General features: G+C 37.7%; 23 protein-coding genes. 22 read left to right on the top strand and 1 reads right to left on the bottom strand.

Features of this window, described 5'->3' with window-relative positions; all coding sequences use genetic code 11:
• Positions 1 to 6 precede the first annotated feature (6 nt).
• The 11 genes from TY15_RS01035 to fni all read left to right on the top strand — a co-directional run bounded on the left by TY15_RS01035 (position 7) and on the right by fni (position 10,813).
• A complete protein-coding gene (locus TY15_RS01035) occupies positions 7 to 1,284 on the top strand; it encodes a Glu/Leu/Phe/Val family dehydrogenase (protein WP_040208321.1) in 1,278 nt (425 codons plus the stop codon).
• Between the two features lie 129 nt (positions 1,285 to 1,413).
• Positions 1,414 to 2,385 (top strand): YpdA family putative bacillithiol disulfide reductase, encoded by a 972-nt coding sequence (locus TY15_RS01030; protein WP_040208324.1) that lies wholly within the window; start codon positions 1,414 to 1,416, stop codon positions 2,383 to 2,385.
• A gap of 5 nt (positions 2,386 to 2,390) precedes the next feature.
• Entirely contained in the window at positions 2,391 to 3,347 is a 957-nt protein-coding gene (locus tag TY15_RS01025) for an asparaginase (RefSeq protein WP_040208326.1), read from the top strand.
• Between the two features lie 130 nt (positions 3,348 to 3,477).
• Positions 3,478 to 4,167, top strand: a complete 690-nt coding sequence (gene prsW / locus TY15_RS01020; protein WP_040208327.1) for a glutamic-type intramembrane protease PrsW — start codon at positions 3,478 to 3,480, stop codon at positions 4,165 to 4,167.
• A 204-nt stretch (positions 4,168 to 4,371) separates the two neighbouring features.
• The gene (gene sleB, locus TY15_RS01015) at positions 4,372 to 5,388 is read left to right on the top strand and encodes a spore cortex-lytic enzyme (protein ID WP_040208329.1); all 1,017 of its coding nucleotides are present in this window, start codon (positions 4,372 to 4,374) and stop codon (positions 5,386 to 5,388) included.
• A 14-nt stretch (positions 5,389 to 5,402) separates the two neighbouring features.
• A complete protein-coding gene (ypeB, locus tag TY15_RS01010) occupies positions 5,403 to 6,752 on the top strand; it encodes a germination protein YpeB (protein ID WP_040208330.1) in 1,350 nt (449 codons plus the stop codon).
• Positions 6,753 to 6,813: 61 nt separating this feature from the next.
• Positions 6,814 to 7,020, top strand: a complete 207-nt coding sequence (locus tag TY15_RS01005) for a YpfB family protein (protein WP_040208331.1) — start codon at positions 6,814 to 6,816, stop codon at positions 7,018 to 7,020.
• A gap of 162 nt (positions 7,021 to 7,182) precedes the next feature.
• Positions 7,183 to 7,857, top strand: coding sequence for a (d)CMP kinase (cmk, locus tag TY15_RS01000; RefSeq protein WP_040208333.1), 675 nt, complete (start codon positions 7,183 to 7,185; stop codon positions 7,855 to 7,857).
• Positions 7,858 to 7,859: 2 nt separating this feature from the next.
• Positions 7,860 to 8,441 (top strand): lysophospholipid acyltransferase family protein, encoded by a 582-nt coding sequence (locus TY15_RS00995; protein WP_040208334.1) that lies wholly within the window; start codon positions 7,860 to 7,862, stop codon positions 8,439 to 8,441.
• A 162-nt stretch (positions 8,442 to 8,603) separates the two neighbouring features.
• A complete protein-coding gene (gene rpsA / locus TY15_RS00990) occupies positions 8,604 to 9,743 on the top strand; it encodes a 30S ribosomal protein S1 (RefSeq protein ID WP_040208336.1) in 1,140 nt (379 codons plus the stop codon).
• A complete protein-coding gene (fni, locus tag TY15_RS00985) occupies positions 9,743 to 10,813 on the top strand; it encodes a type 2 isopentenyl-diphosphate Delta-isomerase (RefSeq protein WP_275452001.1) in 1,071 nt (356 codons plus the stop codon). Before rpsA ends, fni begins: the two co-directional genes overlap by 1 nt.
• A 38-nt stretch (positions 10,814 to 10,851) precedes the next feature.
• Here fni and TY15_RS23385 read toward each other — a convergent pair whose 3' ends face one another.
• Positions 10,852 to 10,992, bottom strand: a complete 141-nt coding sequence (locus TY15_RS23385) for a YpzI family protein (RefSeq protein ID WP_007084885.1) — start codon at positions 10,990 to 10,992, stop codon at positions 10,852 to 10,854.
• Positions 10,993 to 11,098: 106 nt separating this feature from the next.
• Between TY15_RS23385 and TY15_RS00980 the strand changes: the two genes are divergently transcribed.
• The 11 genes from TY15_RS00980 to TY15_RS00930 all read left to right on the top strand — a co-directional run bounded on the left by TY15_RS00980 (position 11,099) and on the right by TY15_RS00930 (position 20,670).
• Positions 11,099 to 11,707 (top strand): YphA family membrane protein, encoded by a 609-nt coding sequence (locus TY15_RS00980; protein ID WP_040208337.1) that lies wholly within the window; start codon positions 11,099 to 11,101, stop codon positions 11,705 to 11,707.
• A 173-nt stretch (positions 11,708 to 11,880) separates the two neighbouring features.
• Entirely contained in the window at positions 11,881 to 13,191 is a 1,311-nt protein-coding gene (gene der, locus TY15_RS00975; RefSeq protein ID WP_040208338.1) for a ribosome biogenesis GTPase Der, read from the top strand.
• A 21-nt stretch (positions 13,192 to 13,212) separates the two neighbouring features.
• Positions 13,213 to 14,268, top strand: coding sequence for an NAD(P)H-dependent glycerol-3-phosphate dehydrogenase (locus TY15_RS00970; RefSeq protein ID WP_040208340.1), 1,056 nt, complete (start codon positions 13,213 to 13,215; stop codon positions 14,266 to 14,268).
• A gap of 240 nt (positions 14,269 to 14,508) precedes the next feature.
• The gene (locus TY15_RS00965) at positions 14,509 to 14,694 is read left to right on the top strand and encodes a DUF2768 domain-containing protein (RefSeq protein WP_040208341.1); all 186 of its coding nucleotides are present in this window, start codon (positions 14,509 to 14,511) and stop codon (positions 14,692 to 14,694) included.
• A gap of 33 nt (positions 14,695 to 14,727) precedes the next feature.
• Positions 14,728 to 15,438 (top strand): hypothetical protein, encoded by a 711-nt coding sequence (locus TY15_RS00960; protein ID WP_040208342.1) that lies wholly within the window; start codon positions 14,728 to 14,730, stop codon positions 15,436 to 15,438.
• A gap of 311 nt (positions 15,439 to 15,749) precedes the next feature.
• On the top strand, positions 15,750 to 17,228 hold the full coding sequence (gene spoIVA, locus TY15_RS00955) for a stage IV sporulation protein A (RefSeq protein ID WP_040208344.1): 1,479 nt from the start codon (positions 15,750 to 15,752) through the stop codon (positions 17,226 to 17,228).
• Between the two features lie 362 nt (positions 17,229 to 17,590).
• Complete coding sequence (hbs, locus tag TY15_RS00950; RefSeq protein ID WP_024030636.1) at positions 17,591 to 17,863, top strand: non-specific DNA-binding protein Hbs; 273 nt, start codon at positions 17,591 to 17,593, stop codon at positions 17,861 to 17,863.
• A 217-nt stretch (positions 17,864 to 18,080) separates the two neighbouring features.
• Positions 18,081 to 18,647, top strand: coding sequence for a GTP cyclohydrolase I FolE (folE, locus tag TY15_RS00945; protein ID WP_040208346.1), 567 nt, complete (start codon positions 18,081 to 18,083; stop codon positions 18,645 to 18,647).
• Between the two features lie 35 nt (positions 18,648 to 18,682).
• Positions 18,683 to 18,919 carry a trp RNA-binding attenuation protein MtrB gene (gene mtrB, locus TY15_RS00940; protein ID WP_040208349.1) on the top strand — a complete coding sequence of 79 codons (237 nt, stop codon included), beginning with the start codon at positions 18,683 to 18,685 and terminating at the stop codon, positions 18,917 to 18,919.
• A 215-nt stretch (positions 18,920 to 19,134) separates the two neighbouring features.
• Positions 19,135 to 19,956 carry a heptaprenyl diphosphate synthase component 1 gene (locus TY15_RS00935; RefSeq protein WP_040208351.1) on the top strand — a complete coding sequence of 274 codons (822 nt, stop codon included), beginning with the start codon at positions 19,135 to 19,137 and terminating at the stop codon, positions 19,954 to 19,956.
• A 3-nt stretch (positions 19,957 to 19,959) separates the two neighbouring features.
• Positions 19,960 to 20,670 (top strand): demethylmenaquinone methyltransferase, encoded by a 711-nt coding sequence (locus TY15_RS00930; RefSeq protein ID WP_040208352.1) that lies wholly within the window; start codon positions 19,960 to 19,962, stop codon positions 20,668 to 20,670.
• The last annotated feature ends 36 nt before the right edge of the window (positions 20,671 to 20,706 follow it).

Below are 20,706 nucleotides of genomic sequence, written 5' to 3'. Positions count from 1 at the left end.
TTACAAATGGTAGCCGAAAAAGCTAATGATCAGACTAATCAAGAGGGAAAGCACGATGTGTTGACATCGACACAGACGGTTATTCATAAGGCCCTTGAAAAGTTAGGTTATCCTGAAGAAGTATATGAGCTCTTAAAAGAGCCATTACGTTTGATGACAGTTAAAATTCCAATAAGAATGGATGACGGTTCGATAAAAATATTTACTGGATATCGTGCACAGCATAACGATGCAGTTGGGCCAACAAAGGGCGGTATTCGCTTTCATCCAAATGTAACTGAAACTGAAGTGAAGGCCCTTTCAATTTGGATGAGTTTAAAATGTGGGATTGTTGATCTTCCCTATGGCGGCGGTAAGGGCGGTATTGTCTGTGATCCGCGTGATATGTCTTTTAGAGAACTTGAAAGGTTAAGCCGTGGTTATGTGAGAGCAATTAGTCAGATTGTTGGACCAACAAAGGACATCCCTGCACCAGACGTGTTTACCAATTCGCAAATTATGGCTTGGATGATGGATGAATATAGCAGAATTGATGAATTCAATTCTCCTGGTTTTATTACGGGTAAACCGCTTGTTTTAGGTGGTTCACATGGACGTGAATCAGCTACGGCTAAAGGTGTGACCATCTGTATCCGTGAAGCGGCTAAAAAGAAAGGCATTCAAATTGAAGGTGCTAGGGTCGTTGTTCAAGGTTTTGGTAACGCGGGCAGTTACTTATCTAAATTCATGCATGATGCAGGAGCGAAAGTGATTGGAATATCTGATGCATACGGTGCATTACATGATCCCAACGGCCTTGACATTGATTATCTCTTAGATAGACGAGACAGTTTTGGGACTGTAACTAAATTATTTAATCATACAATAACAAATAAGGAATTGCTTGAACTAGATTGTGATATTTTAGTTCCTGCAGCCATTGAAAATCAAATTACTGCTGAAAATGCGCATAATATTCAGGCAAGTATTATTGTGGAGGCAGCTAATGGTCCAACTACTTTAGAGGCAACCGAGATTTTAACAGAACGTGGTATCCTGCTTGTTCCAGATGTATTAGCTTCTGCAGGTGGAGTAACGGTTTCCTACTTCGAATGGGTTCAAAATAACCAGGGTTATTATTGGACAGAGGAGGAAGTGGAAGAAAAGCTTGAAAAAGTTATGGTGAAATCATTTAAAAATATTTATGATACAGCACAAACACGACGAGTTGATATGCGTCTGGCTGCCTACATGGTTGGCGTAAGAAAAATGGCCGAAGCAAGCCGTTTTAGAGGTTGGATTTAATATTAAACTGAAATGAAAAGCTATGATTGTTGAAACCTAGTACAAAATCTCCTATCATGATACGGTAGGGGATTTTTTCGTGAGTCAAATAAAGAATCTGTTTATATATTTTTTAAGGAGATGTACGAATTGCAAATGGAAGATATTATCATCATTGGCGGTGGACCTTGTGGTTTAGCAACGGCAATTGCTTTACAAGAGAGTGGAATGACTCCATTAATTATTGAAAAAGGAAATGTGGTTAATTCTATTTACCATTATCCAACCCATCAAACTTTTTTTAGTACGAGTGAAAAATTAGAAATTGGTGGAATGCCGTTTATAACCGATAGCTACAAGCCAAGAAGAAACCAGGCTCTTGTTTATTACCGTGAGGTTGCGAAGCGAAAACAGCTCCGGATCAACTCGTATGAAACAGTGACAAAAGTCTCCAAACAAAATCAACAATTTGAGGTCCTTACTGATAAAGGTTCATATATAGCAAATTATGTAATTGTCGCAACAGGTTACTATGATCATCCGAACTTGTTGAACGTACCTGGAGAAGAGTTACCAAAAGTACTTCATTACTTTAAAGAAGCCCATCCTTATTTTGATAAAGATGTTTGTGTGATTGGTGGGAAAAATTCAAGTATTGATGCCTCACTTGAACTTGTAAAGGCTGGTGCAAGAGTAACGGTTTTATATCGAGGTGAACAATACTCGCCCAGTATTAAGCCATGGATACTTCCAGAGTTCGACTCATTGGTGAAAAATGGTACGATTGACATGAAATTTCGTACGAATGTTCAAGAAATTACAGAGAGTCAAATCACCTATATAAAAGAAGGAGAACAAAAATCGATTAAAAATGATTTTGTTTTTGCTATGATTGGCTATCATCCAGATCATCGTTTTTTAGAAAAAATGGGTGTGACGATTGATGGGGAAACAGGGAGACCCTTTTATGATAATGAGACAATGGAGACCAATATAGAGGGAATTTATATCGCAGGTGTCATTGCTGCAGGAAATAATGCAAATGAAATTTTTATTGAAAATGGCCGGTTTCATGGGGAACAAATAGCAAGGTCCATACTAGAAAAAGTCGAAAAAGGATGATGATGATGAAAAAGGTGGTTCTGTTAACAACAGGCGGTACCATTGCGAGTAAAGCAAATAAGGATTCTGGTAAATTAGCCTCAGGTGCTCTAACTGGTGAAGAGCTGGCGGCCATGTGTAATTTACCGAATGACATTGAAGTAATAGTAGATTCTGTTTTACAAAAAGCCAGCATCCATATCACATTTGATGATTTAGTGTACTTGAAAAATAAAATTGACAATTATTTTAAAGATGAAACCGTTTCAGGGGTAGTTGTTACGCACGGCACGGATACGATGGAAGAAACAGCCTATTTTCTAGATTTGACCATCAATGATCATAGGCCAGTGGTTGTAACGGGTTCACAACGGTCACCTGAAGAATTAGGAAGTGATGTGTACATCAATTTGCGCCACGCTATTTATTCAGCATGTTCAAGTGATTTACATAATGCTGGTGCTGTGGTAGTTTTTAATGAACGGATTTTTGCTGCACGGTATGTGAAAAAAGAACATGCCTCCAATATTCAAGGTTTTAATGTCTTTGGATTCGGATACCTTGGAATCATTGACAATGATTGTGTCCACATCTTTCAGAAACCAATAAAAAAAGAATATTATGAAATCAAATCTCCAATCCCACAAGTAGAAATCATTAAATGCTATATCGGTGCAGATGGAAAATTTATTAAAGCAGCCCGTGAGGCAGGGGTTGCCGGAATTGTTCTTGAAGGAGTAGGACGTGGTCAAGTAGCTCCGAACATGATGGAAGAGATTGAAAAGTCTATTGATGGAGGACTAAAATTGGTAATCACAACGAGCGCAGAAGAAGGGGCAGTCTATACTACCTATGATTATGAAGGTAGTGCATACGATCTCTATCGCAAAGGGGTCATCCTCGGCAGTGACAATGATTCTAAAAAAGCAAGAATTAAGCTTGCTGTAGCTATGGCAAGCGGAATTAAGCAAATCAATTTTTAACAGACAAAAAATTAAATGACTGAATATAGTAGACTCTGCTGGTTAGCACCAAAAGTGGAATGAAACTTTCATTTTCATTATCTGGTTTACATGGTACGATAAAGGAAACGAATTGGAAAAGAGGTTCATCATGCTGGGAATATTATCTGCCGGAATTGCCCCTGGCCTCGCATTACTTAGTTATTTTTATTTAAAAGATGAATATGAGCCAGAGCCAATTTCCTTTGTTTTTCGGACATTTTTGTACGGGGCTCTATTAGTGTTTCCCATCATGTTTATTCAACATGTCCTTGAAACGGAGCATTTGGTAAAATCCCAACTTTTTGACGCGTTTTTTAACTCTAGTCTTTTGGAGGAGTTTTTTAAATGGTTTATCCTTTTTTATGCGATTTATCAACATGTTGAATTCGATGAGCCTTTTGATGGTATCGTATATGGCGTAGCAGTTTCTCTGGGATTTGCTACCGTTGAAAATATCTTTTATTTAATTGCCAATGGGATAGAACATGCGATGACTCGAGCGTTATTACCTGTGTCAAGCCATGCTCTTTTTGGGGTGATTATGGGTTTTTATCTGGGAAAGGCAAAATTTACTGAGGGATTTAAGACCAAGTGGATTACTCTTTCTTTACTTTTACCCTTTGTTTTACATGGATCCTATGATTTTATTTTAATATCTCTTGAAAATTGGCTGTTTATTATCTTACCATTTATGATTTTCCTTTGGTGGTTTGGTTTACGAAAAGTCAAGAAAGCAAAAGTCCTTAGTGCTAATCATTTTAAGAAATATCCCGAACAAAAGGCACAGGCTCCTGTTTAGAATAATTGGATGATTTATAGGAATCAATATACGGTATAAAATTGATGAGTCAAAAATGACAATATAATTCCAGCGTTTTACCAAAACCCTTTCAATTCAAAATGAAGGGTTTTTATTTTTATCTGTAAAAAATGGAATAAAAACATCAATAAAACAAAAAATAGGGTTACTGCTAAAAAGATTCATAATGGGGGTTATTATTCCATGTTAAAGAAGAACATCCTAATCAAGTACGTTATCCTCATCTTTTTTTGCATTGTACCCTTATCTCCCATAGGGAATCATGAGGTACATGCCTTCACCAAGCAGGTAATCCAAAAAGGTGCTGTTGGTGATGATGTAATAGAACTTCAATCAAGGCTTCAATATATTGGTTTCTATAATGGGAAAATTGATGGGGTTTTTGGATGGAGAACGTATTGGGCGTTGCGAAACTTTCAATATGAATTTGGATTGCCAATTGATGGGTTGGCAGGTTCGGCTACAAAAGCAAAATTAGCCAAAGCTAGCAAATACAATGAACAGTTTGTCAAAAAGAACATTAATGAAGGGAACAAATTTACACACTATGGTGGTGTTGATCAAAGCAAACAGAGTGCCCCTAAGCCGAAGGCACCAGCGGCGAAGGCACCAGCGGCAAAGGCACCAGCAGCGAAGGCACCAGCAGCAAAGGCACCAGCAGCGAAGGCACCAGCAGCGAAGGCACCAGCGGCAAAGGCACCAGCAACAAAGGCGCCAGCAGCGAAGGCACCGGCAGCGAAAGCGCCGGCAGCGAAAGCGCCAACGAGCACTGCAAAACCGAAACCGGTCGCACCTAAAACAACACCACCTAAAAAGCCCACTGCTGCAAATACGCCAAATGGTTTTTCACAAAATGATATCCGTTTGATGGCGAATGCAGTTAATGGCGAGTCCAGAGGTGAGGCCTATATTGGTCAAGTTGCAGTTGCTGCAGTAATACTTAACCGCGTTAATAGTGCATCTTTTCCTAACACAATTTCCGGAGTTATTTTTGAACCTGGAGCCTTTACTGCTGTTGCAGACGGGCAAATTTGGCTTACACCAAACGAGTCTTCTAAAAAGGCAGTATTAGATGCCATCAATGGGTGGGATCCAACGGGCGAAGCTTTATACTACTTTAATCCCGATACAGCCACTAGTGGGTGGATTTGGGGTAGACCGCAAATTAAACGGATTGGGAAACATATCTTTTGTAAGTAGAGAGGTGAAAAGAATTGATTAGAGGAATATTAATAGGGGTTTTAGCTGTAGGAGTTGCAGGGACAGCGTATTGGGGTTATCAAGAACATCAAGAAAAAAATGCTATTCTGCTAAATGCAGAAAATAACTACCAAAGATCGTTTCATAATCTTTCGTATCGGATGGATATCCTCCACGATAAAATTGGGACAACACTAGCAATGAACTCCAAGGATACCTTGTCTCCATCTTTAATTGAAGTTTGGAGACTTACATCACAGGCCCATGGTGATGTTGGGCAGCTTCCGTTAACACTATTACCTTTTAATAAAACCGAAGAGTTCTTGGCTAATATTGGTAATTTTAGTTATCGAACAGCCGTAAGGGATTTATCAAAGGAACCATTGAGCGATAAAGAGTATGAAACATTGCAGACACTTTATAAGCAGTCTGGCGATATACAAAACGAACTTCGAAGCGTGCAGCATATGGTCTTGAAAAATAACTTGCGTTGGATGGATGTTGAGTTAGCTCTTGCGTCTGGGAAAGAAACGACTGATAACACGATCATAGATGGTTTTAAAACAGTCGAAAAAACGGTGTCCGGTTATGAGGAAACAGACTTTGGCCCTACATTTGTAAACATGCAAAAAAAGGACGAAAATTTCAAGAAAATTAAAGGGAAAACTATTACACGTCAAGAAGCAATCGAAATTGCAAAAAAATATATGAAGTTTGATGGTAATGCTGATGTTAAAGTTACAGAGAATGGGAAAGGATCTGACTATGGTTTTTACAGTGTGTCCATCCAAAATAAACAAACTAACCAGGAAGCTAGCATGGATATCACGAAAAAAGCAGGTCATCCAATTTGGTTTATTAATAACCGTGATGTGAAAAAACAAGTGATAAGTTTAAATGAAGCAGACAATAAAGCAGCTCAATTTTTAAAAGAGACAGGTTTCAAAGATCTAGAGGTATTTGAAAGCACACAATACGATAATATCGGTGTCTTTAACTTTGTTACAAATATAAATGGAGTTAGAGTATATCCTGAGTCTATTAAGGTTAAGGTTGCATTAGATAACGGTGATATTATCGGGGTTTCTGCTGAGGAATATTTGAAATCATTCCACACTAGAACTATTGATAAACCTGAGATTACGGTTGATCAAGCTCGTGCAAAGGTGAATCCTAAATTGAAAGTGATGGAAGACCACCAGGCGATTATATTAAACGATATCAATGAAGAAGTACTATGTTATGAATTTCTAGGTACAATTAACGATGATACGTATAGAATATTTATTAACGCTAAAAATGGTTTTGAAGAAGAAGTAGAAAAAATGAAAAATGCTGAGTCCATTTATGACGATGTACTTTGAGGGAATTCCAAACAAATTAGCTGAGCTTTAGAATTACTAACATCAGAACCTCGGATGATGGATGAAACGAAAGGTGATTGGTTTGAACGTCGTAGAGAGGATCTTAATAAAGGTTGTGATTGTTCAGTTTATCTTTTTGTTTTTATCACAGCTATTTTTTCATCAGATAGATATTTTCCCTCAAATTAAACAACTTACGAAATACGAAGGGGTAAATGAAAATACATTTACTGAAATCTTACCAACCCTCCAATCTGGAGAAAAATAAAGCAGGCTATCCTGCTTTATTTTTTATGAATACGGATATGCAGCCAGGTTCTGCCCTAAGTTTTCTTTAATAAAAATGTTAAAATAAAGGGGCATTTCATCATCTTATGGTAAAATAAGAATAGACAACCTATGAGACATTCATGGAAATATAGGAGGATTTATGGAAAAGAAATTATCAATTGCAATTGACGGCCCTGCTGCAGCCGGGAAGAGTACAGTGGCAAAAATTGTAGCAGAAAACCTTTCTTATCTTTATATCGACACAGGTGCAATGTACAGGGCATTAACATATAAAGCAATCGCTCATCATATTAACCTGGAGGATCAGGACGCTTTGCTAGACATGCTCTTATCGACGGACATTAAATTGCTGCCTTCAGAAAAGGGACAATTGGTATATCTAGATAATAGTGAGGTAACCAATGAAATTCGCTCATCAGAAGTAACTAATTCTGTTTCTTATGTTGCAATACATCAGAAAGTTCGTGAAGAAATGGTCAGAAGACAACAATCGTTTGCCATTAAAGGTGGAGTCGTGATGGACGGTCGGGATATTGGAACACATGTATTACCCGATGCGGAAATAAAAGTATTCTTATTAGCGAGTGTTGATGAAAGAGCTGAGAGGCGCCATACTGAAAATATTCAAAAAGGTTATCCTTCTAATTTAGAAAAGTTAAAAGAAGATATTGCCAGAAGAGATAAAATTGATTCTGAAAGAGAAGTAGCACCATTGAAGAAAGCGGAGGACGCTGTTGAAATTGACACAACCTCTTTGACTATTCCTAAAGTTGTCGAAAAAATAATGGCTCTGGTGCATGAAAGGATTGAATAAGTGTGACGTTTTATGCATTTGCAAAGTCAGTAGTTTATACGATTTTTAAACCATGGTACAGAATTGAGGCGATTGGGGTAGAAAATATTCCCAAAGAAGGTGGGGTTCTTCTTTGTGCCAATCATATTCATAATTTTGATCCAATCGTTGTGGGAATTATGGTGCCACGTCCTGTTCATTATATGGCGAAGGATGAGCTTTTTCGGATCCCAGTGTTAGGTGGAATCGTTAGAAAATGTAATGCCTTCCCAGTGAAACGGGGATTTAGTGACCGAGAGGCTTTGAGAACGGGTTTAAAGGTATTAAAGGATGGTCATGTTTTCGGCCTGTTTCCTGAGGGGAAAAGGAGTAAGACCGGGGAGTTAGGAAAGGGCCTGTCAGGTGCAGGTTTTTTTGCATCAAGGTCAGAAGCTCATGTTGTTCCGTGTGCGATAATTGGACCATATAAAAGTTTTAAGAAACTAAGGGTCGTATATGGAAAACCAATTAAAATGGATGAAGTGAGAAAAACAAAGGCTTCGGCTGATCAGGTTACTGAATTAATTATGTCAGAAATTGATAAACTTATAAAAGAGCATCAATAGGTTGTGCTTGACAAAATACACTATTTGTAAGAAGTTAATAAAAAGAGTTTTTTTTTGAATATTCTTTGCTTTTACGTTAGTTTTATATGTGGTGTATCCTGTGTGGTATTCACCAAATCATATATAGATTTTTAGGAGTAAATGGATTAAGGAGGAATACATATGTCGGAAGAACTGAATCAAGTAGAAGTGAAAAGCTTTGAAATTGGGGACAAAGTAACAGGACAAGTTACTAAAGTTGAAGAAAAGCAGGTGCTTGTGAACATTCCGGGTAGTAAACTTGATGGAATTATTCCAATTAGTGAGCTTTCAAGCCTTCATATTGAAAAAGCATCTGATGCTGCTCTCGAAGGTGATGAATTAGAACTGGAAGTATTAAAAGTAGAGGAAGAAGCTTTAGTTCTTTCAAAAAGGAAAGTTGACGCAGAAAAGGCATGGGAGACACTCGAACAGCAATTCCAATCAGGAGAAGTTTTTGAAACCGAGGTAAAAGACGTTGTAAAAGGCGGACTAGTTGTGGATCTTGGAGTTCGTGGCTTTGTTCCTGCGTCCCTTGTTGAAGCACATTTTGTAGAGGATTTTAGCGATTATAAAGGACGCATGCTTTCTTTTAAAATTGTTGAATTAGATAAAGAAAAGAATCGCTTAATTCTTTCGCATCGTGCAGTGGTAGAAGCAGAAAAGGGTAAACTAAAACAGAACCGTCTAGATGCGCTTCAAGTAGGGCAGATTATTGAGGGTACTGTACAAAGAATTACCGATTTTGGAGCCTTCGTTGATATTGGGGGTATTGATGGGTTAGTTCATATTTCTCAACTATCCTATGATCATGTTGATAAACCAACTGATGTAGTTCAAGAAGGACAACAGGTCAATGTAAAGGTACTAAATGTCGATCGTGATAACGAAAGAATTTCTTTATCCATAAAAGAAACATTGCCAGGACCGTGGACTAATATTTCTGAAAAAGCCCCTAAAGGAAGTATTTTAGATGGGAATGTTAAAAGATTAGTCTCCTATGGTGCTTTTGTGGAAGTCTTCCCTGGTGTGGAAGGACTTGTCCATATTTCCCAAATTGCCCATAAGCATATTGGAACACCACATGAAGTTCTTCAAGAAGGTCAAGAAGTAAAAGTTAAGGTTCTCGACGCTAATGAGCAGGAACAACGTCTATCTTTGAGCATAAAAGAGTTACTTGAAAAAGACGTTGAAGAAAACTTTGATTATGAACTTCCAGAAGAGTCTAAAGGCTTTCAACTTGGAGAAGTTATTGGAGATAAATTAAAGAATCTAAGAAAATAATGGTGATTTACGTGTCTAGATCTGAACGAAAATGGGATCACATTCGTTTTGCCCTTGAAAATCGGCAAACCCACTCGACAATTTTCGATGATGTCAAATTTATACACCAAAGCTTACCGAATATCAGTGTGATGGATGTTCGATTAGATCACTCAATTGGCGAACTTTCTTTAAGTTCGCCAATTTTTATCAATGCGATGACGGGTGGCGGCGGTGAAAAGACATATCGAATTAATCAGCAATTGGCCATTGCTGCTAAAAATACAGGATTGGCTATGGCTGTCGGTTCACAAATGTCTGCTATAAAGGATAAGCGTGAACGCTATACATATGAAATCGTTCGTAAAGAGAATCCACAGGGGACCATTATTGCCAATTTAGGTTGTGAAGCCACAACGGACGATGCCAAAGTGGCCATTGATATGATTGAAGCAAATGCCATGCAGATTCACTTAAATGTCATTCAAGAACTAACCATGCCTGAAGGCGATCGAGATTTTTCTGGTGCACTTAAGAGAATTGAGTCAATTGTTAAAGCAGTAGAAGTTCCTGTCATTGTGAAAGAGGTTGGTTTCGGCATGACAATGGAGACTGTTAGAGCCCTTACAGGAGTAGGTGTCTCTGCCGTAGATGTGGGTGGCTCTGGGGGAACTAATTTTGCAGAAATTGAAAATAATCGAAGAGATGAATCACTATCATTTTTTAATGACTGGGGTATTCCTACGCCAATCTCCATTATTGAAGCAGCACTTCTTTCTGAAAAAATATCAATTATAGGTTCAGGTGGCTTTATAAGCGGACTTGATATTGCCAAGGGTATTGCGATTGGAGCAAATGCAATCGGAATGGCTGGCAATTTTCTGCGGATTCTCGTCGAGAAGGGCGTAGAATCCTTACAGGCCGAAATTGAAAAACTTCACAAGGAGTTGACTTTAATTCTGACTGCTTTAGGTGCTAAATCTATCTCGGATTTAAAGCAAGTCCCCTTGATGATTTCCGGTGATACTTATCATTGGTTGAATCAAAGAGGAATTGATACAAAACAATTTAGCCAACGAAATAAAGAGTAAAGCTCTCGCTTCCGCGAGAGCTTTACTTATATGCTTGATTATCTCTTTCCATCGTTTAATCCTCTTGCCTCTTCGGGGCTTGAAAGCTTTGTAGCACCTGGATAGTGTAGTGCTTGATCACGATCTGACTCCACTCTCCGACTTGCTTTTAGCTTTTTCTCTTGACGATCCTTACCCATATATCCACACCTCCTCTTTATAAGATGATTCACCATGGAAATATTATTCAAGGAAGTATGAAAGTATAGAAAAAGTACCAATAATAAAAAAGAGGGAGGTGAGTGTATGGAAGGAGCATTGTTTTACTGGACTTGTTGGACTTTTTGGGTATATCTAACATTTGTTCTAGATAAAAAAAATCCATATCGGTTAAAACTGGCGGCTATTATTCTCATTGTTTTACTTTTATCGAATTTTCAGTTCATGGTTGGAAATTTTGACATTCAGGTGAGTGGATTATTTTTATTAATCACTTCCTATATATTCTTTAGCCAAGAAAAGAGCAGAGTCATTATTTACTCATTAATATGTTCATTGATCGTGTCAACCGCCTATGTTGCGTTCCATTTATTTGAAATTTTTGATCCTATTTGGATTATTTTTAAGGTAGAATGGATGATGGGTATTTGCTTTGGTTATCTTGCAATTCTCCTGCAAAAAACATTAAAAGGGAGATTGCTTATTATCATTTGTGGTACGATGCAGGGTGAATTTTTATATGCCTATACGTTACGAAAATTTCAATTCTCCTATACGATCGGTTCCTTCGAATATTTGGACGTTTGTGCCTTAACAATCGCTTTATTGGTAGGCTGGAGTACACTGGAATATGCTGGGGCCTATATGCAAAATCATCTCCATATTTTTGAAAAAGGGAGACAAAAATCCTCATAAAATGGATTCTTGTGATGCTTACCGTTGCTAGAAAGGATTAAGATTGATAAAATAATGTAAGTTAGGCCCTTCTCGTTGACAGAAGGGTTTCTTTACTTAATAAGAACTTTAAATGGAATAATGCTAACATAACAATTAATTTGTGAAATATATGAGAAAGGATGGCGATCTTAATGGTTAAACCAGTTATTGCCATTGTAGGAAGACCGAACGTTGGGAAATCAACCATTTTTAATCGAATTGTGGGTGAACGAATTTCGATTGTAGAAGATATTCCAGGAGTAACAAGAGATCGTATTTATAGTTCTGGTGAGTGGCTGACACATGAATTCAATTTAATCGATACAGGTGGAATTGATATTGGTGATGAACCCTTTTTAGAGCAAATTCGTCAGCAAGCAGAAGTAGCAATTGATGAGGCAGATGTGATTGTCTTCTTAACAAATGGACGAGAAGGGGTTACAGCTGCAGATGAAGAAGTAGCAAAAATATTATATAAGTCTAAAAAACCGATCGTATTAGGTGTCAATAAAATTGATAATCCAGAAATGCGAGAGCATATATATGACTTTTATTCACTTGGATTCGGAGAACCGATTCCTATTTCTGGATCACATGGACTAGGACTCGGAGATTTATTGGATGAGGCCGCTAAGCACTTTCCAAAAAATAAGCCTATAGAATATGGTGAAGATGTTGTCAAGTTTTCTTTAATCGGAAGACCAAATGTTGGTAAGTCATCACTTGTGAATGCAATCTTGGGAGAAGACCGGGTAATTGTCAGCAATATTGCGGGTACAACACGTGATGCAGTCGATTCTCCATATACGTATAATGGACAGAAATATGTCATAATTGATACAGCCGGAATTAGAAAAAAAGGAAAAGTATATGAGAGTACGGAAAAATATAGTGTTCTTCGTGCATTAAGGGCTATTGAACGTTCTGATGTGGTTCTCGTAGTTATCAATGCCGAAGAGGGGATTATTGAGCAGGATAAGAAAATTGCTGGGTATGCCCATGAGGCTGGACGGGCTGTTGTTATTGTAGTGAATAAGTGGGATGCCGTTGAAAAAGATGAGAAGACCATGAAAGAGCTCGAACATAAGATTAGAGAACATTTCTTGTTCCTCAGCTATGCGCCAATTGTGTTTTTATCTGCAAAAACAAAAAAACGGATCCATACACTATTGCCAATGATTAATACAGCAAGCGAAAACCATTCTATGCGCGTGGAAACTAGTGTACTTAATGATGTTATTAGTGATGCCGTTGCTATGAACCCGGCACCGTCTGACAAAGGTAAACGCTTAAAAATTTATTATACAACACAAGTTGCTGTAAAACCGCCTACCTTTGTAGTGTTCGTCAATGAACCCGAATTAGTGCATTTCTCCTATGAGCGTTTTCTAGAGAATAGAATTAGAGACGCTTTTGGATTTGAAGGAACCCCTATCAAGATTTATGCTAGAGAAAGAAAATAAAGATAAGGCGGGTGTAGTATGATGCAGGATAAAAGAACTGCTATAACTGTTGTTGGCGCAGGGAGCTGGGGGACAGCTCTTGCAATCGTGCTTGCTGATAATGCCCATGAAGTTCGTCTATGGAGCCATAATGAAGAACAAGTTAAAGAAATCAATGAATGTCACACAAATAAAAGGTATTTACCAGAAATTAGTCTGCCAGAATTAATTGTTGGCTATGCCTCATTACGTGATGCATTAATGGGAGTAGAAACAGTTATTTTAGCTGTTCCAACGAAGGCGATTAGGGAAGTTCTTGGAAAGATAAGTGCGGTCCAGACGGCGCCAATAACAGTTGCTCATGTAAGTAAAGGGATTGAGCCTGATTCACTATTACGTATTTCGGAAATGATTACACAGGAAATGCCAAAAGAGCTCTTACAAGATATCGTCGTACTTTCTGGACCAAGCCATGCAGAAGAAGTCAGTCTAAGGCATCCGACAACGGTGACTGTGACATCAGAGAATATGGCAGCTGCCGAGAAAATCCAAGATTTATTTATAAACCACAATTTTCGCGTCTATACGAATTCCGATGTCATCGGCGTTGAAATTGGCGGTGCCTTAAAGAACATTATTGCCCTTGCTGCTGGAATAACGGATGGTCTTGGCTATGGTGATAATGCTAAAGCCGCCTTGATGACAAGAGGATTGGCGGAAATAGCCCGTCTTGGAACAAAAATGGGGGCAAATCCGTTAACGTTTTCTGGATTAACAGGAATAGGTGATTTAATTGTTACCTGTACGAGTGTTCATTCACGAAACTGGAGAGCAGGTAATTTACTTGGTAAGGGTAAAACGCTTGATGAGGTTCTTGATAATATGGGAATGGTCGTTGAGGGCGTTAGAACAACTAAGGCAGCGTATCAATTAGCCAATAAGTATCAGGTAAACATGCCAATCACTTTCGCTTTATATGATGTTTTATTTAACGGGAAAAACGCAAAAGATGCTGTGGATGTTCTTATGGCTCGCGGTAAGACCCATGAAATGGAAGAATTAGTCAATGTTCTAGATGAAAAAAATACGGAAAACTAAAATTGTGCTTTTTTCTGAAGAAAATAGGCGTTCTGATGATGCGCTTTTTATCGGGATTGCATACAATGCAACGAAGCAACCTGGTAGTATGACGCTGGAGAATGGGTTATTTAGTCCTAATTGGCTGAAGTAAAGAATTCGCCCCTCTTTACTTCAGTTTTTTTATTTTTTGCGATAAAAATTTTATTGGAATAGGAATAGCTGTGATATAATTAATCTTCGAAAAAGGGGGAATATTCATTGTCACCAGCTATGATCAAAATGTGGATTTCCATTGCAGGAATGGGTCTCATGTTTCTTGCTATTATGACCATTTATTTAAGTAGGTACAAGCTAAAAGGGGTACTTCGGTTTATTACAGCAATTATCGCTTATTTATTTATGATTGTTGCAGGATTGACCTTACTTATTGTTTTCTTGACTTAATTGTTTACAATACATAAATCAAAAGGTGATTTTATGAAAAGAAAATTGCTAGTCAGCATCCTTATTTCAGCAATGGTTCTATTAACGGGGTGTATGTACCCGAAGGAAGAATTATCACAGAATCAAATTCCATATAAGGACCAAATCCAAACCGTACAAACGGCAGTAGATGACTTTCAAAAGGAAAATGGTGGAATTCTGCCAATCAAAACAAAAGATGCGGAAACGCCTATCTATCAAAAATATCCGATTGAATTTAAAAAGATAACACCGAAGTATATGTCTGAGCCTCCTGGAAATGCTTTTGAAAGTGGTGGCGTTTTTCAGTATGTTCTTATTGATGTAGAAACGAATCCAACCGTTAAATTATTTGACTTACGAATGACAGAAACGATTCGTGAGATCAAATTAAGGATTAAATCAAAAGGCTACCCACCATTTAAGGAACAGATTGCTAAAAATGTGTTTACGCTTGATTATAAACAATTAGGGTATAAGAAACAGCCCTATGTAGTAAGCCCATTTACTGAACAAAATCTTTCCCTCGTTATAACTGGGGATGCAGAGGTGTTCGTCGATTATCGGCCAGACCTTTATCAGGCACTTAAAAAAGCAGATATCGAGCTAAAACCAGGTGAGGATATTCGGCCGATATTAGTAGGTGACTCGATGTTTGTTCCGGCATATTCTTTGCCCTATACGGTAGATTCAAATACGAAAGAACCAGTTTTCTTAGAAGAATAACTTAGTTCTTATCATAAACCCTTTTCCTACGAAATATATTGTAGGAGAAGGGTTTTTTTTGCTACTTATTGTGTCGTGATATGGTCATTTCTAATCTTTCATATCCCGGAATCATAGTTAGAAACCCTCCATATAATCGAATATTCAGAGAAATAGATAACAGGGTATCTCGTTAATTTTTTATAAGGGGGGTAAAAAATTTTCGAAAAGTGTCATAAACATATAGGACAACATCATAAACATATACTGTCCAAAAATACCTAAAATGGATGAGATTATCCCACTTTACTCTATGATCGGGAGGGGATCACTTGGAAAAGGTTGATATTTTTAAAGATATTGCCGAAAGAACAGGCGGTGATATTTATTTAGGAGTAGTAGGAGCAGTTCGAACAGGAAAATCCACATTTATTAAGAAGTTCATGGAGCTTGTTGTCTTACCGAATATAAACAGTGAAGCTGAAAGATCACGAGCACAAGATGAGCTTCCACAAAGTGCAGCTGGAAAAACAATCATGACAACCGAGCCTAAATTCGTGCCAAATCAGGCTGCAACTGTTCATGTTGATGAGGGACTAAATGTTAATATCCGACTCGTAGACTGTGTCGGCTACACAGTACCTGGTGCTAAAGGATATGAAGATGAAAATGGTCCAAGAATGATCAATACCCCTTGGTATGAAGAACCTATTCCGTTTCATGAAGCGGCCGAAATTGGCACAAGAAAAGTCATCCAAGAACACTCCACAATTGGTGTCGTTGTCACCACAGATGGAACCATTGGTGAGATTCCTAGAAGTAACTATATTGAGGCAGAAGAAAGAGTCATTAATGAGCTGAAGGAAGTTGGAAAACCCTTTATCATGGTTGTCAACAGCGCACAGCCATACCACCCTAGTACTGAAACATTAAGATCAAATTTAGCAGAAAAATATGACATCCCAGTTATTGCAATGAGTGTGGAAAGTATGAGGGACAGTGACGTTCTTAACGTCCTTCGAGAAGCCCTTTACGAGTTTCCAGTCCTCGAAGTTAATGTAAACCTCCCAAGCTGGGTAATGGTACTTAGGGAAAACCATTGGCTCCGTGAAAGCTATCAAGAAGCGGTGAAGGAAACCGTTAAAGATATCAAGAGATTACGAGATGTAGATCGTGTCGTCCAACAATTTAGTGACTTTGAATTCATTGAAAGAGCTGGATTAGCTGGTATTGAGATGGGTTCAGGAGTTGCTGAAATTGATTTAATGGCTCCTGATGAATTGTACGATGATATTTTAAAAGAAATTGTTGGGGTTGAAATTCGAGGGAAAGATCACTTGCTTGAATTAATGCAGGATTTTGCTCATGCCAAAGCTGAATATGATCATATTTCTGACGCTTTAAAAATGGTGAAACAAACTGGTTATGGAATTGCATCGCCTACACTTTCAGATATGAGCCTTGAAGAACCAGAAATCATCCGTCAGGGAGCAAGGTTTGGGGTTAGACTTAGAGCCGTGGCCCCATCGATTCATATGATCAAAGTGGATGTTGAATCGGAATTTGCTCCCATCATAGGTACAGAAAAACAAAGTGAGGAACTAGTTCGCTATCTCATGCAGGACTTCGAGGATGACCCATTATCGATTTGGAATTCTGATATCTTTGGTCGTAGCCTAAGTTCCATTGTTCGTGAAGGAATTCAAGCAAAGCTTTCCTTGATGCCAGAGAATGCCAGATATAAATTAAAAGAAACATTAGAAAGAATTATAAATGAAGGATCAGGCGGATTAATCGCCATAATCCTCTAAGTTTTGGACTCCACTATTGGAGTCCCTTTTTAGTTTTTGTTAAAATTCGACCATAAGAATGTCAAAAATAGTAGAAAAATGGTGAACGAAAGAAAAGATTACCATTATTTCATGAAATCTTCTTGATAAGCTGAATTGATTATGATAATCTTTTAACAGAATTACGTTATAGTGCTTGAAACCTTTATTTGATAAGGTTTTTATTAAAAAAATAGATTTCCGCTATGAAAGTAGTCGAAATGGGATTACTTTGGTAATAAAACAACGCTATGACGTATAGAAATTAGAAAAATTGTTTAGAAATGTAGATAAGTAATCTTATTTACGAATCTTGATAATTTCTTCGGGAGGAGGTGAATGGCATGAACAAGACAGAACTTATTAATGCAGTTGCTGAAGCTAGCGAGCTTTCAAAAAAGGACGCTACAAAAGCAGTTGATGCTGTTTTTGATGCGATTTTAGATGCTTTAAAAAATGGTGATAAAGTACAATTAATCGGTTTTGGTAACTTTGAAGTACGCGAACGCGCAGCCCGTAAAGGTCGTAACCCACAAACAGGTGAAGAGATCGAAATCGCTGCTAGCAAGGTTCCAGCTTTCAAACCAGGTAAAGCGCTTAAAGACGCAGTAAAATAATTACATAATTATTGCTTTAAGCGATCTTGCTTAGGCAAAAAGGTCATGGATTATTCCATGGCCTTTTTACTTTGGGGAACATCGAATATTTATTTGAGTGCCAATCAGATGTCTCATAAAGCAAAGAGCTCCAAATTTTTTGCTTGCATTGAAAAGAATGTGCTAATATGTATTTGTCGTCTATACTTGATAGATATACCTTTAGGAGGAATACTGTATGTCAGAAGTCAATCGTGCCCAAATCGAAGAGGCGGTGCGTTTAATATTGGAAGCTATCGGAGAAGACCCAAATCGTGAAGGTCTCCTTGATACACCAAAACGAGTAGCAAAAATGTATGAGGAAGTATTTAGCGGATTAAATGAAGATCCGAAACAGCATTTTGAAACTATTTTTAGTGAAGATCATGAAGAATTAGTACTAGTGAAGGATATCCCTTTTTATTCGATGTGCGAACATCATCTAGTACCGTTTTTTGGGAAGGCGCATGTTGCTTATATTCCACAAAATGGTCGTGTAACAGGCTTAAGTAAATTAGCTCGAGCTGTTGAAGCTGTTGCCAAAAGACCACAATTACAAGAACGGATTACGTCGACCATTGCCGATAGTATTATGGAAAAACTAGGACCACATGGAGCTATGGTCGTAGTGGAAGCGGAACATATGTGCATGACCATGCGTGGCGTGAAAAAGCCTGGTTCGAAAACAATCACAACGGCAGTTCGTGGCGTTCTCGCTGATGATGCGATCGCTCGTTCTGAAGTACTCTCCTTAATAAAATATTAGTGTCGATTATTTCTAACATATTTGGAGTGATTAAATTGGAAAAGCGCAATCTGCAAAATAGTGATTATATTGTCATTAAAGCGATCGATGATGGTGTTAGTGTGATTGGTCTAACCAGAGGTACTGATACAAGATTTCATCATTCTGAAAAACTTGATAATGGAGAAGTTCTCATTGCTCAATTTACTGAGCATACATCCGCTATAAAAATCAGGGGTAATGCTAAAATTCTTACTCAATTTGGTGAAATCGATTCTGAAATGAAGAAATAAATGGACTATACAGAGGCTGTCAACGAAAAATAATCGATCATGATTGATAAATGATTATTTTGTGAATATCTGCAGATTGGATGCCTTTTATGGTATAATGTTGTTTGCCTTATTTAAAAGAGAATGAGTGTGCTTTTCTTTGATTTTTTGGCATGAAAATTATTTTAAAATAGACAATAAATAATACATAATGATATTACTTCGGGGAAGCAAGGGTGATTAGAGTGCAGGACATTCGTCAAAAATATGCAATAATTAAGGAGCAGGTTGAAAAAAGAGTTTATAACTCTTATCTGCTTGAACATATTGAAACCCCAATTATTGATGAGGATAAACTTCTTATCCTTGTTTCAATAATGGAAAGACTCGAATTGTCTTTTAAAGAAGTTCAGAATTATGCATTGTCGACTATGTTGATTCAAATAGCCCTTGATACCCATGAACATATTTCCAATTCTTCGAGTGATGAAAAAAATCGACAACTAACGGTTCTTGCAGGGGATTATTTTAGCGGCTTATATTATAAACTTCTCGCAGATTCGGAAGATGTTTCGATGATTAAATCACTCTCAAAAGGTGTTAAAGAGGTCAATGAAAATAAGATTCTCCTCTACCAAAGTGAGTTAGAAGGCATAGAAACACTGATGACCAGCATGAAGCGGATTGAAAGCTCCATTCTTACGAAGCTCTCTGATTTTTTCAAAGTAGACTTATGGAACGATTTTCTTGCGCATTTCTTACTTTTTAAGCGATTATTGAATGAAAAAAAGCTATACTTTCAATTGGAAAACTCAGTTTTATTTGAATCATTAAAGAAAATTATCTTTTCGGGTAATGAATCAAAATTGGAAGAATTAACTGGTGCACAACGAAATCAATTAGTACAAATTTGTGATCACTATTTAGTGGAATCGAAAAATGTCATTGAAAAAGGATTGAATCAACTTCCTTTCTTAAATGACCTGCTAGAAAACAGGATTAATTCGTTGTTAAATCAATACCAGCCATTTGCAAAAACATTTGTGGAAGAAGGGTAAACCATGCAGGAATCGAAAGAACAGCGTGTTCACAATGTGTTTGAAAAGATTTCTGATAACTATGATAAAATGAATTCTGTTATTAGTTTTCAGCAACACATCAAGTGGCGAAAAGACACCATGAAAAGAATGAATGTCCAACCAGGTTCAAAAGCACTTGATGTATGCTGTGGAACAGCAGATTGGACAATTGCTTTAGCAGAAGCAGTTGGCCCAAAAGGTGAAGTAACTGGTTTAGATTTTAGTCAAAATATGCTGAATGTTGGTATAGAAAAGGTAGAAAGTCTAGGTTATGACCAAATCAAGCTAATCCACGGGAATGCCATGGAACTTCCTTTTCCTGATAATAGCTTCGATTATGTTACCATTGGCTTTGGCTTAAGGAATGTCCCGGATTACCTGCAAGTTCTAAAGGAAATGAATCGAGTAGTAAAGCCAGGAGGCATTGCTGTCTGTCTTGAAACCTCTCAGCCTACCTTAATCGGTTATAAACAACTTTATTACTTTTACTTCCGTTTTATTATGCCATTGTTCGGTAAATTGTTAGCTAAAAGCTATCGAGAATATTCATGGCTTCATGAATCTGCACGTGATTTTCCCGGGATGAGGGAGCTCGCAAAAATGTTTGAACAAGCAGGCTTCAAAGACGTAAAATACAAATCATATAGCGGCGGTGCAGCCGCAGTTCATATCGGTAAAAAGAATAATTCATAGATATTGAAGACAGGATGAAAAGCTGGGTGAATACAA

Source organism: Neobacillus jeddahensis (genome assembly GCF_000612625.1).
In the GTDB taxonomy this organism is placed as follows: domain Bacteria; phylum Bacillota; class Bacilli; order Bacillales; family Cytobacillaceae; genus Neobacillus; species Neobacillus jeddahensis.
Note: the sequence above shows the minus strand (reverse complement) of the source record. Positions and strands in the feature narration are given on the sequence as shown.

Excerpts from the sequence above, each read along its gene's own strand:
- TY15_RS01035 (WP_040208321.1), top strand. The coding sequence starts at position 7 with ATGGTAGCCGAAAAAGCTAATGATCAGACTAATCAAGAGGGAAAGCAC.
- rpsA (WP_040208336.1), top strand. The coding sequence starts at position 8,604 with ATGTCGGAAGAACTGAATCAAGTAGAAGTGAAAAGCTTTGAAATTGGG.
- TY15_RS23385 (WP_007084885.1), bottom strand. The coding sequence starts at position 10,992 with ATGGGTAAGGATCGTCAAGAGAAAAAGCTAAAAGCAAGTCGGAGAGTG.
- TY15_RS01005 (WP_040208331.1), top strand. The coding sequence starts at position 6,814 with ATGAAACGAAAGGTGATTGGTTTGAACGTCGTAGAGAGGATCTTAATA.
- hbs (WP_024030636.1), top strand. The coding sequence starts at position 17,591 with ATGAACAAGACAGAACTTATTAATGCAGTTGCTGAAGCTAGCGAGCTT.
- TY15_RS00970 (WP_040208340.1), top strand. The coding sequence starts at position 13,213 with ATGCAGGATAAAAGAACTGCTATAACTGTTGTTGGCGCAGGGAGCTGG.
- cmk (WP_040208333.1), top strand. The coding sequence starts at position 7,183 with ATGGAAAAGAAATTATCAATTGCAATTGACGGCCCTGCTGCAGCCGGG.
- TY15_RS00930 (WP_040208352.1), top strand. The coding sequence starts at position 19,960 with ATGCAGGAATCGAAAGAACAGCGTGTTCACAATGTGTTTGAAAAGATT.
- fni (WP_275452001.1), top strand. The coding sequence starts at position 9,743 with ATGGTGATTTACGTGTCTAGATCTGAACGAAAATGGGATCACATTCGT.
- sleB (WP_040208329.1), top strand. The coding sequence starts at position 4,372 with ATGTTAAAGAAGAACATCCTAATCAAGTACGTTATCCTCATCTTTTTT.
- TY15_RS01025 (WP_040208326.1), top strand. The coding sequence starts at position 2,391 with ATGAAAAAGGTGGTTCTGTTAACAACAGGCGGTACCATTGCGAGTAAA.
- TY15_RS00980 (WP_040208337.1), top strand. The coding sequence starts at position 11,099 with ATGGAAGGAGCATTGTTTTACTGGACTTGTTGGACTTTTTGGGTATAT.
- prsW (WP_040208327.1), top strand. The coding sequence starts at position 3,478 with ATGCTGGGAATATTATCTGCCGGAATTGCCCCTGGCCTCGCATTACTT.
- folE (WP_040208346.1), top strand. The coding sequence starts at position 18,081 with ATGTCAGAAGTCAATCGTGCCCAAATCGAAGAGGCGGTGCGTTTAATA.
- TY15_RS00960 (WP_040208342.1), top strand. The coding sequence starts at position 14,728 with ATGAAAAGAAAATTGCTAGTCAGCATCCTTATTTCAGCAATGGTTCTA.
- der (WP_040208338.1), top strand. The coding sequence starts at position 11,881 with ATGGTTAAACCAGTTATTGCCATTGTAGGAAGACCGAACGTTGGGAAA.